The organism is Actinomyces gerencseriae DSM 6844 (assembly GCF_000429265.1).
GTDB classification, from domain to species: domain Bacteria; phylum Actinomycetota; class Actinomycetes; order Actinomycetales; family Actinomycetaceae; genus Actinomyces; species Actinomyces gerencseriae.
Map to the genome: position 1 here is coordinate 17251 of NZ_AUBN01000011.1, position 16638 is coordinate 33888.

General features: G+C 68.9%; 14 protein-coding genes. All 14 read right to left on the reverse strand.

Translation table 11 applies throughout. The features are described from left to right. Positions 1-34 precede the first annotated feature (34 nt). The 14 genes from pyrF to arcC all read right to left on the reverse strand — a co-directional run bounded on the left by pyrF (position 35) and on the right by arcC (position 16634). Complete coding sequence (gene pyrF / locus G448_RS0105310) at positions 35-952, reverse strand: orotidine-5'-phosphate decarboxylase (protein ID WP_051268648.1); 918 nt, start codon at positions 950-952, stop codon at positions 35-37. Continuing rightward, positions 949-4284: a carbamoyl-phosphate synthase large subunit gene (gene carB / locus G448_RS0105315; protein ID WP_026407154.1), complete on the reverse strand. Its 3336-nt coding sequence runs from the start codon at positions 4282-4284 to the stop codon at positions 949-951. Before carB ends, pyrF begins: the two co-directional genes overlap by 4 nt. Position 4285: 1 nt before the next feature. Continuing rightward, positions 4286-5548 carry a glutamine-hydrolyzing carbamoyl-phosphate synthase small subunit gene (carA, locus tag G448_RS0105320; RefSeq protein ID WP_026407155.1) on the reverse strand — a complete coding sequence of 421 codons (1263 nt, stop codon included), beginning with the start codon at positions 5546-5548 and terminating at the stop codon, positions 4286-4288. Position 5549: 1 nt separating this feature from the next. After that, on the reverse strand, positions 5550-6860 hold the full coding sequence (locus G448_RS0105325) for a dihydroorotase (RefSeq protein WP_026407156.1): 1311 nt from the start codon (positions 6858-6860) through the stop codon (positions 5550-5552). Continuing rightward, a complete protein-coding gene (locus G448_RS0105330) occupies positions 6857-7864 on the reverse strand; it encodes an aspartate carbamoyltransferase catalytic subunit (protein ID WP_026407157.1) in 1008 nt (335 codons plus the stop codon). Before G448_RS0105330 ends, G448_RS0105325 begins: the two co-directional genes overlap by 4 nt. Next, positions 7861-8472 carry a bifunctional pyr operon transcriptional regulator/uracil phosphoribosyltransferase PyrR gene (gene pyrR / locus G448_RS0105335; protein WP_026407158.1) on the reverse strand — a complete coding sequence of 204 codons (612 nt, stop codon included), beginning with the start codon at positions 8470-8472 and terminating at the stop codon, positions 7861-7863. The genes G448_RS0105330 and pyrR overlap by 4 nt, the downstream gene beginning before the upstream one ends. A gap of 159 nt (positions 8473-8631) precedes the next feature. Continuing rightward, positions 8632-9432 carry a hypothetical protein gene (locus tag G448_RS0105340; RefSeq protein ID WP_156910926.1) on the reverse strand — a complete coding sequence of 267 codons (801 nt, stop codon included), beginning with the start codon at positions 9430-9432 and terminating at the stop codon, positions 8632-8634. 305 nt (positions 9433-9737) lie between these two features. Then, the gene (locus G448_RS0105345) at positions 9738-10601 is read right to left on the reverse strand and encodes an SDR family oxidoreductase (protein WP_026407160.1); all 864 of its coding nucleotides are present in this window, start codon (positions 10599-10601) and stop codon (positions 9738-9740) included. Positions 10602-10670: 69 nt separating this feature from the next. After that, the gene (nusB, locus tag G448_RS0105350) at positions 10671-11312 is read right to left on the reverse strand and encodes a transcription antitermination factor NusB (protein ID WP_245572194.1); all 642 of its coding nucleotides are present in this window, start codon (positions 11310-11312) and stop codon (positions 10671-10673) included. A gap of 18 nt (positions 11313-11330) precedes the next feature. After that, positions 11331-11894 carry an elongation factor P gene (gene efp, locus G448_RS0105355; protein WP_026407162.1) on the reverse strand — a complete coding sequence of 188 codons (564 nt, stop codon included), beginning with the start codon at positions 11892-11894 and terminating at the stop codon, positions 11331-11333. Positions 11895-12061: 167 nt separating this feature from the next. Further along, positions 12062-12739, reverse strand: a complete 678-nt coding sequence (locus tag G448_RS0105360) for an FMN-binding negative transcriptional regulator (RefSeq protein WP_026407163.1) — start codon at positions 12737-12739, stop codon at positions 12062-12064. 55 nt (positions 12740-12794) lie between these two features. Beyond that, a complete protein-coding gene (locus G448_RS0105365) occupies positions 12795-13730 on the reverse strand; it encodes a helix-turn-helix transcriptional regulator (protein WP_026407164.1) in 936 nt (311 codons plus the stop codon). Positions 13731-13889: 159 nt separating this feature from the next. Beyond that, positions 13890-15590, reverse strand: coding sequence for a YfcC family protein (locus tag G448_RS0105370; protein WP_211227964.1), 1701 nt, complete (start codon positions 15588-15590; stop codon positions 13890-13892). Between the two features lie 96 nt (positions 15591-15686). Then, on the reverse strand, positions 15687-16634 hold the full coding sequence (gene arcC, locus G448_RS0105375) for a carbamate kinase (protein ID WP_026407166.1): 948 nt from the start codon (positions 16632-16634) through the stop codon (positions 15687-15689). Positions 16635-16638 lie beyond the last annotated feature (4 nt).

The window sequence follows — 16638 nt, forward strand, 5'->3', positions numbered from 1 at the left end:
GATGCCGCACCGGGGCCATCGCCCGCGTCCCTCCTCAACCCCGCAGGGCCAGGGACGCCTGCGCGGCCGCCGTCCGCGCCGCTGCGCGCAGGGCGGCCGGATCGGGCCCGGCGTTGAGCACACCGCGAGAGGTCGAGGCCAGCACGTGGCGTCGCGCCGCTCCGAACACGGCCCTCAGCTCAGTCGCACCGGCGCCCTGAGCGCCCACGCCCGGCGCCAGCAGCGGTGCGTTGGCCCCGAGCAGATCGATATCGAGCTCGGTCACGGCCCCGCCGATCGTCGCTCCGACGACCAGGCCGACGTTGCCGAGCGCTCCGGCGGCGCGGGCGGCGGCATTCGAGCGGGTCGCTCCCTCCACGATGTCGGCCGCCACGGACCGCGACCGGAGACCCTCCCCCATCCGCGCGCGCTGAATGCCCGCCCCCTCCGGGTTCGAGGTGAGCGCCAGGACGAACACGCCGCGTCCGGCGGCATCCGCCAGGTCCAGAGCCGGCTTCAGCGAACCGTATCCGAGATAGGGCGAGACCGTGATGGCATCCGCCGCCAGAGGGGCTTCGTCGAGAAGGTAGGCCTGGGCGTAGCCGCCCATCGTCGAGCCGATATCGCCGCGCTTGACGTCCAGGATGGACATGGTGCCGATATCGCGCAGTGCGGCGAGGACCTCCTCCAGGACGGTGACGCCGGCGCCGCCATGGCGTTCGAAGAAGGCCGACTGCGGCTTGACCGCGGCGACCCGCCCCCCGAGCGCGTCCACGGTGCGCAGGGCGAACTCCCTCAGGCCCTGCGGGGTGTCGGGCAGGCCCCAGGACTCCAGCAGCGTCCGGTGCGGGTCGATGCCCACGCACAGCGGGCCATGGGCGTCCATGGCCTCGGCCAGAGAGACCCCGAAGGGCGCAGCGCCCGGAACGTCCTCCACGTCCGGCCCTCCGGCGGGGGAATCCACGGCGCTCATGCCCGGCCCGTCCGCTCGATGGCGCCCTCGCGCCGGGAGAGCCGGTCGGCGCCGTGCTCCTGAAGGCTGCGGACGCGGAAGGGACCGTGCAGCTGGGCCTCCAAGGCCTGTACGGCGGCCTGGAGCTCCTGGACGGTGGTGATGATGGGACGGCCAGCGCTCGTCGTGGCCGCCCGGATCGAGTATCCGTCCGCGCGCGCTCCCTGCCCCCTGGGCGTGTTGACGACCATATCGATCGCGCCGGACTCGATAAGACCGACGATCGTCTGCTCGCCGTGCGCGCCCCGCCCCTCGCTTATCTTGCGCACCGGCGTGGCGGGGATGCCGTTGCGACGCAGCACCTGGGCCGTGCCGGTGGTGGCGAGGATGGTGAACCCCAGCTCGGCCAGTCGGGCCACCGGCAGGATGATGGCGCGCTTGTCCCGATCCGTCACCGAGACGAACAGCGTCCCCTCGCCGGGCAGACCGCCGTACGCGCTGGCCTGCGACTTGGCGAAGGCGCGCGGGAAGTCGACGTCGTAGCCCATGACCTCGCCGGTCGAGCGCATCTCCGGGCCCAGGACGGTATCGACGACGCGACCGGTCGACGTGCGGAAGCGCTTGAAGGGCAGGACCGCCTCCTTGACCGCGATCGGGTCGTGGAGATCGGTGACACTCGCGTCCTCGACCGGCAGGTGGCCCGAGGCCCTGAGGGAGGCGATGGATCGGCCCGCCATGATCAGAGCCGCGGCCTTGGCGAGCTGCACGCCCGTGGCCTTGGAGACGAAGGGAACGGTGCGACTCGCCCGGGGATTGGCCTCGATGACGTAGAGCGTGTCGCTCATGAGGGCGAACTGGATGTTGATCAGGCCCCGCACGCCCACGCCGTCGGCGATGGCCAGCGTGGAACGGCGGATGCGCGCGATCTCCGCGTCCGACAGCGTCATGGGGGGCAGGACGCAGGCGGAGTCGCCGGAGTGGATGCCGGCCTCCTCGATGTGCTCCATGACGCCGCCCAGGAACAGCTCGTCGCCGTCGTAGAGGGCATCGACGTCGATCTCGATCGCGTCATCGAGGAACCGGTCGATCAGCAGCGGCCCATTCGCGTAGGCGCCGCCCGGCTCGGCGCCCGCACGGCGCAGGTAGTCGGTCAGGCCGCCCGCCTCGTAGACGATCTCCATACCGCGTCCTCCCAGCACGTAGCTGGGGCGGACCAGCACGGGGAAGCCGATCTCCCGGGCCACGGCCACGGCCTGCTCATCGGAGTGCGCGGTGCCGTGGGCGGGCGCGGGCAGACCGGCCCTCTCCAGCACGACGCCGAAGACCCGCCGGTCCTCCGCGGCGTCGATGGCCCGCGGACTCGTTCCCAGGATGGGCACGCCCGCGTCCTCGAGCCGAGCGGCCAGGGACAGCGGGGTCTGCCCGCCGAGCTGCACGATCATGCCGGCCACGGGCCCGACGGCCCTCTCCGCCTCGTAGACCTCGATCACGTCCTCGAAGGTGAGCGGCTCGAAGTAGAGGCGATCGGAGATGTCGTAGTCGGTGGAGACGGTCTCGGGGTTGCAGTTGACCATGATGGTCTCATAGCGCTCGGCCAGCGCCATGGTGGCGTGCACGCAGGAGTAGTCGAACTCGATGCCCTGACCGATGCGGTTGGGACCGCTTCCCAGGATGATGACGGCCTGGCGCTCGCGCGGTGCGACCTCGGTCTCCAGGTCGTAGGAGGAGTAGTGGTAGGGCGTGCGGGCGGCGAACTCGGCCGCGCACGTGTCGACCGTCTTGTAAACGGGGCGCAGACCGTAGGCGTGGCGGATCTCGCGGACCGTGTCCTCGCCGACGCCCCGCAGGGCGCCCACCTGACGGTCCGAGAAGCCGTGGCGCTTGGCCCTCGAGAGAAGCTGCGCGGTCAGTGCCGGGGCGCCGGCCACCTCCTCGGCGACCTCCTGCAGGAGCCGCATCTGATCCAGGAACCAGGGGTCGATCCTCGTGGCGGCGAAGAGCTGCTCCACGGTGGCGCCGCCGCGCACCGCCTGCTGGAGGTCCAGGAGACGGTGCTCGGAGGGCACTCGGATCGATTCGAGCAGAGCCGCGGTGGCCTCGGCGTCGGGCGCCGGACCATCCCAGTGGAGGACCGCCCCCTTCTTGTCGATGGAACGCATGGCCTTCTGCAGAGCCTCGGTGAAGGAACGGCCGATCGCCATGGCCTCACCGACCGATTTCATGGTGGTGGTCAGTGCCGGGTCCGCCCCGCGGAACTTCTCGAAGGCGAAGCGCGGCACCTTGACCACCACGTAGTCGAGAGTCGGCTCGAAGGACGCGGGCGTCGAGCCGGTGATGTCGTTGGGGATCTCGTCGAGGGTGTATCCCACGGCCAGGCGAGCCGCGATCTTGGCGATCGGGAAGCCGGTCGCCTTGGACGCCAGCGCCGACGAGCGCGAGACGCGCGGGTTCATCTCGATGACGATGACGCGTCCGGTGGCCGGGTCGACGGCGAACTGGATGTTGCAGCCGCCGGTGTCCACGCCCACCTCGCGGATCACGGCGATACCGATGTCGCGCAGGCGCTGCATCTCCCGGTCGGTCAGCGTCAGAGCGGGCGCGACGGTGATCGAGTCGCCGGTATGGACGCCGACGGGGTCGACGTTCTCGATGGAGCACACGACGACGACGTTGTCCGCCTTGTCGCGCATGAGCTCGAGCTCGTACTCCTTCCAGCCCAGGATGGACTCCTCCAGGAGCACCTCGGTGGTCCTGGAGGCCGCCAGGCCCTGCCCGCAGATGCGCTTCAGATCCTCTGCGTCATGGGCGATGCCGGAGCCCAGGCCCCCCATGGTGAAGGAGGGGCGCACCACCACGGGGTAGCCGCCCAGGGCCTCGACGGCCTCGTGGCACTCGGCCATGGTGCGGGCGATGGTCGATCTGGCCACCTCGGCGCCGCAGCGCTCAACAACCCTCTTGAACTCCTCACGGTCCTCACCGGCCCTGATGGCCGCGGCATCAGCGCCGATGAGCTCGACGCCATAGGCGTCCAGGACGCCGTCCTCGACCAGGCTCATGGCGGCGTTGAGCGCCGTCTGCCCGCCAAGGGTGGGCAGGAGGGCGTCGGGGCGCTCCTCGGCGATGATGGACTCGAGGACCTCGGCGCTCATGGGCTCGACGTAGGTGGCGTCGGCGATGTCCGGGTCGGTCATGATCGTCGCCGGATTGGAGTTGACCAGGATGACCCGGATGCCCTCGCCTCGCAGCACGCGGCAGGCCTGCGTACCGGAGTAGTCGAACTCGCACGCCTGGCCGATGACGATCGGCCCGGAGCCGATGACCAGGACGGATGTGATATCGGAGCGAAGCGGCATGTCAGCGCCCCTCCCTGGTCGTCCGGGGAGCGGCGCCGTCGTCGTGGTCATGATGGTCCGTCATGAGCCGCACGAAGCGGTCGAACAGGTGCTCCCCGTCATGGGGGCCCGCTGCCGCCTCGGGGTGGAACTGCACGGAGAAAGCCGGAAGGTCGAGGGCTCGCAGCCCCTCGACGACGTTGTCGTTGAGGCCGACGTGGGAGACCTCGATGCGTCCGTAGCGGCCGTTGCCGTAAGGCGCCGGACTCGGCCGTCCGATCGGGGCATCGACCGCGAAACCGTGGTTGTGCGCGGTGATCTCGACATGCCCGGTGGCGCGGTCGAGGACGGGCTGGTTGACGCCGCGGTGGCCGTAGCCGAGCTTGTACGTGCCGTAGCCCAGCGCCCGGCCGAGGATCTGGTTGCCCAGGCAGATTCCGAAGAAGGGGATGCGGGCATCTAGGACGCCGCGCAACAGCTCGACCTCGCTGCGCGCGGTACCGGGATCCCCCGGTCCGTTGGAGAAGAACACGCCGTCCGGATGGAGGGCGAGCACCTCCTCGAACGTGGTCGTCTGCGGCAGGACGTGAACGAGCGCTCCCCGCTCGGCCAGTTGCCACGGGCTGCGCGCCTTGATCCCAAGGTCGATGGCCGCCACCACGGCGACGGGCTCGGCGCCGGCGAAGGCCCCGGAGGGCTCGACGACGTAGTGCTCCCGGGTGCTGACCTCGGCGGCCAGGGCTCGACCGGCCATGGGAGGCGAGGCGCGCACGGCATCCAGGCAGACGTCGATGGCGGCCCGTGAGGGCCCCGCGGCGTCAGCGGCGCCCGCGGGCAGGGCGTCCCCGGAGAAGATGCCCGCCCGCATGGCGCCGCGCTCACGCAGGTGCCGGGTCAGCGCCCGGGTATCGACCTCGCAGATGCCCACCACGTTCGCACGCGCCAGCTCATCCTCCAGCTCACGGCGAGAACGCCAGCTCGAGGCTCGGCGCGCGGGGTCGCGCACGACATAACCGGCGACCCAGATGCGCCCTGACTCGGAGTCCTCATCGTTGATGCCCGTGTTGCCGACGTGCGGCGCCGTCATGACGACGATCTGACGGTGATAGGAGGGATCGGTGAGCGTCTCCTGATAGCCGGTCATGCCGGTGTTGAAGACGATCTCCCCGATCGTGCGCCCTGCGGCCCCGTAGGACCCGCCACGCAGGACGTACCCGTCCTCCAGGACCAGCAGGGCGGTCTCGCGAGCGCCGGGGCACGACGACGCGGACGTGGTGATGGGCACCTCAGGACTCCCGCGCCCGGACCGGGGCTCCGTCGAGCACGGTCGCACGCCCGTGCAGGAAGGTGGCCAGAACCCGACCGGGCAACTCCATGCCCGCGTACGGGGTGTTGACCGAATGCGTCCACTGCGTCCTGCCGTCGATGGTGCGCCGCGCCTCGGGATCGACCACCGCGACGTTCGCGGGCGCACCGACCCGAAGCTCCTGCCCCTGGTCCGTCAGCCGCCCGATCGCGGCCGGTGCGGTGGACATGACACGGGCCAGGTCGCGCCAGCTCATGCGCCCCGTGGCCACCATGGTCTCGATGAGGACCGGCAGCGCCGTCTCCAGTCCCGTCATGCCGAAGGCGCCGGCCTGCCACTCGCAGTCCTTGTCCTCCAGGGGGTGGGGGGCGTGATCCGTGCCGACCACGTCGATGGTGCCGTCCGCCAGGGCCTCTCGCACCGCCTCGACGTCCTCGGCCGTGCGCAGCGGCGGATTGACCTTGTACAGGGGCGAGTAGGTGCGCGCCATCTGGTCGGTCAGCAGCAGGTGGTGCGGGGTGACCTCGGCTGTGACGTCGATGCCGCGGCCCTTGGCCCAGCGAATGATGTCGACGCTCCCGGCGGTGGAGAGGTGGCACACGTGAAGCCGACTGCCCACGTGCTGAGCGAGCAGGACGTCGCGGGCGATGATCGACTCCTCGGCCACCGCGGGCCAACCGCGCAGGCCCAGCTCGGCGGAGAGCGCGCCCTCGTGCATCTGGGAGCCCTCGGTCAGACGGGGGTCCTGAGCGTGCTGGGCCACGACGCCGTCGAAGGACTTGACGTACTCCAATGCGCGTCGCATGAGAACGGGGTCGGCCACGCACCTGCCGTCATCGGAGAAGACCCGGACGCGGGCGGCCGAGTGCGCCATGGCGCTCATCTCGGACAGGTGCTCGCCCTCCAGGCCAGCGCTCACGGCTCCGACCGGGTGGACGTCGACCCAGCCGGCCTCACGGCCCAGGCGCAGCACCTGCTCGACGACGCCGGCGTTGTCCTGAACGGGAGTGGTGTTGGCCATGGCGAAGACGGAGGTGTACCCGCCCACGGCCGCGGCGCGGGTCCCGGTGAAAACGGTCTCGGCGGACTCTCCGCCGGGCTCGCGCAGATGGGTGTGGATGTCCACCAGACCGGGCAGGACCACGAGTCCGTCGAAATCGTGGCGCACGGCATCGGAAGGGGCCTGCGCGACCGCGTCGGGCCCGATGGCGGCGATGAGGCCGTCGACCAGGAGGATGTCGGTGGAGTCCTCACCGTAGGGGCGGACACCGGTCAGAAGATGGGGGGTCACAGCTGGTTCCCTTCGTCGGCGAGGAGGAGGTAGAGGGCGGCCATGCGCACGGACACGCCGTTGCCGACCTGCTCGATGACGCGCGAGCGGGGGTCGTCGGCGGCCTCCGCGGTGATCTCGAGGCCGCGGTTCATCGGGCCGGGGTGCATGACGATGGCGTGCTCCGGCATCGCCGCGCGCCGCGCGAGATTCAGCCCGTAGGCCTGCGAGTACTCGGCGGGACTGGGGAAGAAGCCGCCGCCGGCGGCGCTCATGCGCTCGCGCTGGATGCGCAGCATCATGACGGCGTCGGGCTGAACGGAGTCCAGGGACTCGTCCAGGTCGAAGGACACGTCGCAGGTCCAGTCATCCATGCCGACGGGCACCAGGGTCGGCGGGGCGACGAGGGTGACGCGGGCCCCCAGAGCGGTCAGCAGGTCGACATTGGATCGGGCCACCCGGGAATGGAGGATGTCACCGACGATGATGACCTTCGCCCCGGCGAGGTCCCTCCCCCGCGGCGCCGGAGAGCCGTCGGCATTATCAGTGCCGTCAGCGCCACCAGCGCCGTCGGGCGCGTACCAGCGGCGCAGCGTCATGGCGTCGAGGAGGGCCTGAGTGGGGTGCTGGTGGGTGCCGTCGCCCGCGTTGAGGACGGGGACGTCGATCCAGCCGGCGTGGGCGAGCAGGTGCGCCGCTCCGCAGGCGGAGTGGCGGACGACGACGGCGTCGGCGCCCATGGCCATGATGGTCTGAGCGGTGTCCTTGAGGGACTCGCCCTTGGACACGCTCGACCCCTTGGCCGAGAAGTTGATGACGTCGGCGCTCAGGCGCTTGGCGGCGGCCTCGAAGGACAGGCGGGTGCGGGTGGAGTCCTCGAAGAAGAGGTTGACCACGGTCTTGCCGCGCAGGGTGGGCAGTTTCTTGACGGCGTGGCGCTGGGTCGCGGCCATCGCCTCGGCGGTGTCGAGGATCATGACGGCCTCGTCGTGGGTCAGGTCCTTGGCGCTCAGCAGATGCTTCACCGGGCGACCTCCTCGGACGAGGCGAGGTCCTGGATGGTGACGGCGTCCTCGGCCGCGCCGAGCTCGGTGAGCGAGACGACGACCTTCTCGGTGCGGGAGGTCGGCAGGTTCTTGCCGACGTAGTCGGCGCGGATCGGCAGCTCGCGGTGGCCACGATCGACCAGCACGGCGAGTTGGACGGCCCGCGCGCGTCCGATGGAGCCCAGGGCATCGAGGGCCGCGCGAATGGTGCGCCCGGAGTACAGGACGTCATCGACCAGGACGACCGTGCGCCCCTCCAGTGCGCCGCCGGGGATGCGAGTGGGCTGCGGGACACGAATCGGATGGCGGCCCAGGTCGTCGCGGAACATGGTGATGTCCAGAGTCCCGACCGGTACGGAGGTTGTGATCGGCTGTGCCCCGGTCAGGGCGGCGTCCTCCGTCAGGGCAACGCTCAGCGCCTCGCCGAGGCGGTGGGCCAGTGGCGCTCCCCCGGAGGGGATGCCGAGGAGGATGACGTCATCGACACCGCGGTTGCGCTCGACGATCTCGTGGGCGATGCGGACGAGGGAGCGCTTGATCTCGGCCGCGCCGAGAATCTGCTTCCCCATGGATTTCTTTTCGGCCACAGTAAGTGGACCTCCTTCTCCGCCTCACTGGACGGGCTTCAAGGATGCCTGGCGCGGCCGATGGTAGCGCTCCCGGCCCCACCGCGCTTCATGCACCCGGACCCTCGAGACGAACCGGGACGAACCTCACACGCCCCGCGCGCACCCTCCGTGCCGCGCTCAGGCGTAGGGAACCTGCTCCTCGATCGAGGTCCCCAGACCGCGAATCTTGATGATAAGAGCGATGTGCGCGATGAGGAGCGCGATCCCGATGACGGCCGCCACGACCAGCAGGACGTCCCCGTCGGAGGAGCTGGCGTTGTCCACATAGTACGCGAAGGCGAAGAAGAGGATGACGAAAGGCAGGCCCTGCAGAACGGAGACGCCGAGAGCACCGCCCATGATGCCCCCGGCACCGGCCCATCGCACCGGTTGCGGCCGCGCCCCGCCGCCGCTCGCCCTCACGCATGCGGCCAGAGACAGTCCGAAAGACGTGGCCCAGGCCGCTCCGACCAGTACGGGCATGACGAAAATGCCAAGAACGACTATCAATCCGCCGGTGACGGCGGCTCCGGTCGTCCAGGAGTCCGCGGTACCGACCATGACGACGAGGATCACCGAGTAGAGAACCTGGATCGCGACGGACACCGCCCCGGTGATCACGGCGCCCAGGCCCAGCCCGCGGGTGGTCCGCCGGCTCTTCTCCGCAACCTCCTCGGGGTTAGGCGGCGGGACGACGAACACGGGCGCGGGCATGGGCATCGGCATGGGAGCGGGCATGGCCATGGGCACGGCCTGGTTGCTCGGCGCCCCGTTGGGGGCGTAGGCCTGTCCCCCCGCGTATGGCGCTCCGCCAGGACCGTAGGTCGGGCCTCCAGCACCGTGCGGCGCCTCATAGGAGCCTCCGGGTGCGGACGGATAAGGGCCGGCATCGTACGGCGATGGGTACTGCCCCATGATCGAATCCTTCGAGTGCTTCATGGCGGCACAGCCTCACTGTGGACATCCGCCTGCGAACTAGTGGGTGCTCTCGCGTCCTCGCGCCGAGTGATTCGGCGCCGTGGGAGAATTCAGGGAGGGGCCGCGCCCGTGGTGACCGCCGGCGGTTGCGACGCCTGAGAACGACCGCCTCGGAGGCGACGGCACGGGAGCAGCGGGAGCATAGACACAGCCTAGACGCTGATCCAGGAGTGTCGATGGGGAGCGCTCATCGGCACCGGCCGAGTCGGTGACCGACATGACCGGTCACGACCCGGCTCAGGTCGTCGAACGGTCATCGGAGGGCATCAGCGCTCACCGGCGAGAAGCTCCGCGAGGCCGAGCGGGCGGCGTCCGGTGAGTCGTTCGACGTCATCCGTCACTCGGTCGAGGGAGCCCGAGGCGATGGCGGTGTAGGTGGACACCCAGGCATCGATCTCCCATTCGGGGGCGTCGTAGACCGAGCGGGAGGCGTAGGCCTCCTCGAGGGTCTGGTCGCGGTAGACGGTGGATCGGCCGGTGGTCTCGGTGATGATGGCAGCGGCCTCGGCGAGTGTGAGGGCCTCCGGACCGGTGAGCTCGTAGACGGCGGCGGCGTGCTCGCGACGGCCGGTGAGGAGGTCTCGGATGACAGCGGCGGCGCTGCGGGCGACATCGGCCCGAGCGACTGCACCGACGCGCCCCGTCCCGGCGGGACCCGCGATGACGCCCTCGACGGCCAGATCGGGGAGGAAGTCGGCGTAGAAGGAGTCGCGCAGGAAGGTGAAGCCCATTCCCGAGGCGCGCAGATGCTCCTCGGTGGCCCAGTGGGTTCGCGCCAGGGTGAAGGCGGCGTCCTCCGCCGCGCCGAGGAAGCTCGTGTAGACGACGTGACGCACCCCGGCCGCCGCGGCGGCGTCGATGAAGGTCCTGTGCTGAGCGAGCCGGTCGGCGGACTCGGAAGCGGAGACCATGAGAAGGACATCGATGCCCGCCAGAGCGGCGGTGGCGGCCCTGCGGTCCCCGTAGCCGGCGACGGCGACGTCATCGGCCCAATGGGACGCGCGGGTGGGATCGCGCACGAGCAGGCGGGGACGAACGCCGTCGCCATGGAGGAGGCGGGCGACTGCTCCCCCGATCCTGCCGGTGGCACCGGTGACGGCGACGGTGGTGGGGGTGCTCGCAGTGGTCATGGCCCTTGCATACACGACTCGGCCCGCCAGGGGTAGGGCCTCATCGGACGGTGCGGTCGGCGCGACGGCTCAGCGCAGGGTGTCGGCGAGGTCGCCGATGCGACCGAGCAGACCATTCAAGAAGCGCGGGGAGTCGTCGGTGGAGAGCATGCGGCTGAGCGTCACGGCCTCATCGACGGCGATGGGGGCGTCGACGTCGTCGTTCCACACGATCTCCCATGTCGCGATCCGCGCAATCGCACGATCGACCGCCGGCATGCGAGCGAGCGTCCATCCCTGGGAGTAGGTCTCGATGATCTCGTCGACCTCCGCCAGGTGATCCGCCACTCCGGAGAGAATCTCGCGGGTGTAGGCGGGGGCCTCGGTGTGGTTGGCGGAGTGCACGGCGCGCTCGGAGGCGAACTCGCGCAGACGCTCCGCGGCCCCGCCCGAGCCCGGGGCCCCGTCCCACCCATGCCCCCGATCGTGACCGTGTTCGTCACCACGCTCGCGATCACGACTCGCGTCGTCCGCCTCGCCGTCACCCTCGTCATCCCCACCGGTGGCCCGCAGCAGGCCGCGTTGGTCGCCCTCGAAGAGGATCTCGACGGCGCGACGGCGCGCCTTGGTCCGAGCGGTGACGGCGTGCCTGCTCGTGCTCTTCGAGGCGGGGCCCTCATCACCCGTCCCACCGGCGTCATCCCGCTCGACGTCGCCGGTATCATCGGGCATCGTGTGGACCATCGGCGGTCAGTCGGTGACGCGATTGATGTAGGAGCGGGCTCGAGTGTCCACCTTCACCCTGTCTCCGGTGTTGAGGAACAGCGGGACCTGGATCTCGGCGCCGGTCTCCAGCGTGGCCGGCTTGGTCCCGGCCGAGGAGCGGTCGCCCTGCAGGCCCGGCTCGGTGTGGGAGATCGTCAGGACGACGGCGGGGGGCAGCTCCACGAACAGGACGTCGTTGTCGTGGAAGGCGACGATGACGTCCTGGCCCTCGAGCATGAGGTCGGCGGCATCGCCGACCGTCTCGGCCGTCACGTAGGTCTGCTCGTAGCTCTTGACGTCCATGAAGACGAAGCCGTCGCCGTCCCGGTAGGAGTACTGCATGTCGCGGCGGTCGACGGTCGCGGTCTCGACCTTGAGACCGGCGTTGAAGGTCTTGTCGACGGTCTTACCGGACAGGACGTTCTTGATCTTGGTGCGCACGAAGGCGGGGCCCTTGCCCGGCTTGACGTGCTGGAACTCGACCACCTGCCACAGCTGGCCCTCGAGATTGAGCACCAGGCCGTTCTTCAGGTCGTTCGTCGTTGCCACGAGTGGATTCCTCACTGTCGGGGACGTGCATGAAGCGCATTGGAACGCCGCGAGTCTACCGCGGTCGCGCCCCGCTCCTCCGGCGCTCCCCTGCGAGGCCGGTCACGACGCTCCGTGCGTCGTGACCGGCCGGCGCTGGTGGGCATCAGCGGGTGGGAGCAGCGGAGTCAGTGGAAGTCGCGCACCTCCTCGTGAAGGGCTCTCGCTCCGCGCAGACGGGCCAGTACGGCGAAGCGCTCCTCCGCGTAGGGAAGGGAGACCGTTCGGAGGAACTCGGCCATCCGGGTCTCCCCCCGTTTCTCGAGCTCGTCGGCAAGGCCGCGGATGTCGTCGGGGTGGCGGTTCTGACTCATCTTGGCCTTCCCCCTCACCTCGGCCGCGCTCACCTCGACGGCGACGATGGCCCGTGCCATACGGCGGAGCTTGTCCTGACCGACCGGGGTCAGCACGTCGTCGGCCTCCATCATGTCGGTGAGTCGAGTGGCCGCGATCAAGGCCGCCTCGGGACCGGGATCGATGCGCACCTCGCCGCGCACGTGGATCGTGATGTAGTCCCATGTGGGGACATTGGCCTTCACCTCATTGGTGACGTACCAGTGCGGAGAGATATAGGCGTCGACGTCGTCCAGGATGACGAGCCCCGGTCCGCGGACGGGCTCGACGACCTGGGGATTGTTCTTGACCAGATGAGTGACCAGGGCGTTCCTCTCCTCGTCGAAGTAGAAGGGAACCATGGTGGCCTCGGGACCGGTATCGTGGACGGTCACGAGATTACCGGCGCCGGGACGGCTCAGGAGGGCGCGCGCGTAGTCCTCAGGCAGCTGGAAGTGTCGTGGGACATACATGAGACGAGCCTAGTCCCGCACGTCGATCGCGGGCACCCCCCGACGTCACCGCCGGCTACGCAGCCTCCCAGAACGACCTGATCAGCTGCTCGCGGTCCCCCGTCCCGCACTTCCTCAGGATGTGGTGGACGTGCACCTTGACAGTATTCACCGACAGGAAGAGGGAATCGGCGATCTCCTTGTTGCCCTCACCCCTGAGGACCAGCAGGAGGACCTCGACCTCGCGAGCCGACAGGCCGTGCTTCTGCGCGAAGCACTGCGCGCTGCTCGCGACGAACTCCGCGGCCAACGGGTTGGAGATCGTCGGCAGCTCCTGGGCCCTTATCCGCAGGGTCCGCACGCAGCGGTTCAGCGCCCATGCGCCCATGCCGACGAACAGGATGTTCTCGCAGAAGTTCCGCTCGGGAAGAATACCCGTGCTCGCCGGGATCAGCGTCAGAATCTGACCGAGGACGTTCTCGAGCACGACGAGGATGACGCAGACCGCGCAGGCCACGATGATCGGCCTGTGCACGCGCATACGCGCGCGTTCGGCCGGATCCTGCGAAGCGACGTAGTTCCGTACGATGTAGCCGATCAGCGTTACCGCCCCGACTCCCCTCATCGAGTAGAACACGAACTCGCGAATCCCCCCGAACGGCATGATCACGAGACTCACCGCCGAGCCGACCACGAAGACCGTGATGCCGATCAGCATCATCGGGGTGCGCCTGTGAAGGAACTCGAGCACGACGAGCCACGAGAAGAGAAGGAGTCCGGCCCCCAGCAGGATGGACTCCGGCGCGCTCGTGATCTCATAGACCGCCGTTCCCGTCAGCGGCGGGACCATTATTCTCCGGAATACGAGCGCCACGTCGAAGAAATATGTCGTGAAAAGGCCCGCCGACCACAGATAGATGCGGTGGTGGGTCACCGTGAACGTTGATATGCAGGTGGAGGCGACCACCATCACGAAGAACAGGACGATAAGAGTGTACTGGAAGAGAGCCATCGGCACGTGAACTCCCGTCTCCTCTCGGACATCCTTGTCTGAAAACAGATGAACAATCTGATTGTCGGTCGGCAGGTACGACAGGCCCGACGAACGCGCCGCCGGGCGGTTCGCGGACGGCCGTCCCCCGGCACGCCCCGTGAACCACCCGGCTCGCGCTCACGCGTGAACGAGCACCTGCGCGACGAGCATCGCGCCCCCGAAGCCCAGGACGAACACTACCATCGGCCACACGAATCTCAGCCAGTGCTGATACTTCATATCAAGCATCTGCAGGGTCGCCATCACGAGTCCGGTCGGAGCGAGGAAGAGCATCGCGTACTGCCCCCACTGGTAGGCGCACACGATGATGAAGCGCGGGATGCCCACCGTGTCGGCCAGCGGGGCGAAGATCGGCATCGCCAGGACGGCGAGTCCCGACGATGAGGGGACCACGAACCCCAAGACGAAGAAGATCAGCAGCATCACCAGGATGAACAGAGGGCCGTTGGTCCCCTCGACCAGGTGCGAGGAGGCGTTGAGCAGCGTGTCCGAGATCAGCCCCTCGTTCATCACCAGATTGATCCCCCGGGCGAGGCCGATGATGAGCGACACCGCGACGAGCGACGACGAGCCCTCGGAGAAGGCGTCCACGAGCTGCTTCTCGCCCAGGCGGTCCTTGCCGGTCATCGCCAGGAGCATGATGATGATGGAGATCGCGAGGAACGAGGAGGCCATGGTCGGGAACCACCAGCCCTGCGTCATCACCCCCCAGACCATGATGACGAAGGCCGCCACGAACAGGACGAGGATGACCCTCTTCTGCCAGGAGAAGGACGTCCCCCCGCCCTCGGATCCCATGGCCCAACGCTCGTTGAACGACTCCCGGTCCTCCCAGGTGTAGGAGCTCGCCGGGTCGCGCTTGAGCATCCTGGCGTAACGGTACAGATAGGCGCACACGACGACTCCGCCCACGACGCACCCCGCGACGCGCCACCACAGCCCATCGGTGAACACGATGCCGGCAGCGTTCGACGCGATGACGACGGAGAAGGGGTTGATGGTCGACATCGTCGTCCCCATGGAGCCCGCGAGGAAGATCGCTCCGACGCAGATGATCGAGTCGTACCCCATCGCCAGGAATATCGGCACGAGGATCGGATAGAAGGCCACGGCCTCCTCCTCCAGGCCGCACGCCGTCCCTCCCAGGATCATGAGGACGGAGACCGCCAGGACGAGCAGGAACTCGTGCCCCTTCGTCTTCTTCGTCAGAGCGATCAGCCCCGACTCGAAGGCGCCCGTGGCCCTGACCACGCCGATCAGGCCCCCCAGCACGAGGATGAACACGATGATGTCGATGGCCTCGATGGTGCCCTTGACCATCGACCCCGTGATGTCGCCGATTCCCTGCGGCTTCTGCGGCATGCGCTCATAGGTGCCCGGAATGGACACGGGCTTGTTGATGGAGCCGGATGTGAGCTTCTCGGCCTCGATCTTGACGCCCAGGTCGTCGAGGGACTCCTGGGTGGCGGGCATCGTCGTCACCTCACCGGTCGGCGAGGTGACCTGGAACTCGCCCGATGAGGACTCGTACGCGAGCTTGGAGTAGGAGCCTGCCGGCACCAGCCAGGTCGCCCCGACCGCGATGACGGTGAGGAAGAAGAGGATGGTGAACGCCGAGGGGACGCGGATCCGGAAGGTCCGGGTACGGGGGGCCTCGGTCCCACGGGCATCGGTCGTGGTGGATGCCGCGGTCGTCGTCGGGTCGGTGGATGCACCGGGCCCGGCGGGATCCGAGGACTCCGCGGAACCAGGTGAATCGGTGGGATCAGTGGGATCGGTGGGATCGGTGGACGTCGTCGAATTCGTCGAATGTGACATGCTTTCTCCGTTGAAAGTCAGTAGATCAATGGAAGGGACGGTGGAGAGCCGTGCGGGCGGACTGCGGGGAGCTCCGCCCGCACGGCGGGAATGGGCTCACTGAGCGGTGATCCTCGTACCGACCCTTCCTTCGAGCGCCTCGCATGCGCGCTCGAGCGAGGAGATGATGGCGGTGCCACCGGCGGACCGTGCGGCGAACTCCAGGCACGCCTCGACCTTCGGGAGCATGGAGCCCTCCGCGAAGCAGCCGTCGGCGATGGCCCGACGGCACTCCTCGGCATTCATATGGTCGATCGGCCTCTGCGTCGGCCGGCCGTAGTCGCGGTACGCCGCATCGGCGGCGGTCAGGATCAGCAGGGTCCTCGCCCCGGTCTCCAGCGCCAGAAGAGCGGCGGACCGGTCCTTGTCGATCACCGCGGGCACGCCGACGAGCTCGCCGTCACGGCTGACGACCGGAATGCCGCCGCCTCCCGAGGCCACGACGACGCTCCCCCCATCGACGAGGCTCTTGATGACCCCGGACTCGATGATTCTCACGGGGGCGGGGGAGGCCACGACCCATCGCCATCCACGGCCGGAGTCCTCGACGAAGACCTTCCCCGTCGCCGCCATCTCCCTGCGAGCCTCCTCCTCGCCGAAGAAGGCGCCGACGGGCTTCGTCGGGTGCGCGAAAGCCGGATCGTCCTCATCGACGAGGGTCTGGGTGATGAGGGACAGGCAGTCCCTCTCGATTCCCCGACGACGCATCTCGTTCCCGATCGCCTCCTGGAGATGGTAGCCGATGTATCCCTGGGACATGGCACCGCACTCGGGGAAGGGGATGGGCGGAGTGCCCTTGACAGCATGAGAGGTATCGGTCGCCACCTTGATCATACCGACCTGCGGCCCGTTGCCGTGCGTCACGACGACGTCCTGACCGGTATGCAGAAGGTCCACGATCGTGGACGCCGTGATCCTGATCAGGGAGAGCTGCTCCTCGGGCGTCCTCCCCAGGGCATTGCCTCCCAGGGCGACCACGATCCTGTCGCGCTTGTTGTCCGTCATCGTC

Excerpts from the sequence above, each read along its gene's own strand:
- pyrF (WP_051268648.1), bottom strand. The coding sequence starts at position 952 with ATGAGCGCCGTGGATTCCCCCGCCGGAGGGCCGGACGTGGAGGACGTT.
- carB (WP_026407154.1), bottom strand. The coding sequence starts at position 4,284 with ATGCCGCTTCGCTCCGATATCACATCCGTCCTGGTCATCGGCTCCGGG.
- G448_RS0105340 (WP_156910926.1), bottom strand. The coding sequence starts at position 9,432 with ATGAAGCACTCGAAGGATTCGATCATGGGGCAGTACCCATCGCCGTAC.
- G448_RS0105345 (WP_026407160.1), bottom strand. The coding sequence starts at position 10,601 with ATGACCACTGCGAGCACCCCCACCACCGTCGCCGTCACCGGTGCCACC.
- nusB (WP_245572194.1), bottom strand. The coding sequence starts at position 11,312 with ATGCCCGATGATACCGGCGACGTCGAGCGGGATGACGCCGGTGGGACG.
- G448_RS0105360 (WP_026407163.1), bottom strand. The coding sequence starts at position 12,739 with ATGTATGTCCCACGACACTTCCAGCTGCCTGAGGACTACGCGCGCGCC.
- G448_RS0105365 (WP_026407164.1), bottom strand. The coding sequence starts at position 13,730 with ATGGCTCTCTTCCAGTACACTCTTATCGTCCTGTTCTTCGTGATGGTG.
- G448_RS0105370 (WP_211227964.1), bottom strand. The coding sequence starts at position 15,590 with ATGTCACATTCGACGAATTCGACGACGTCCACCGATCCCACCGATCCC.
- arcC (WP_026407166.1), bottom strand. The coding sequence starts at position 16,634 with ATGACGGACAACAAGCGCGACAGGATCGTGGTCGCCCTGGGAGGCAAT.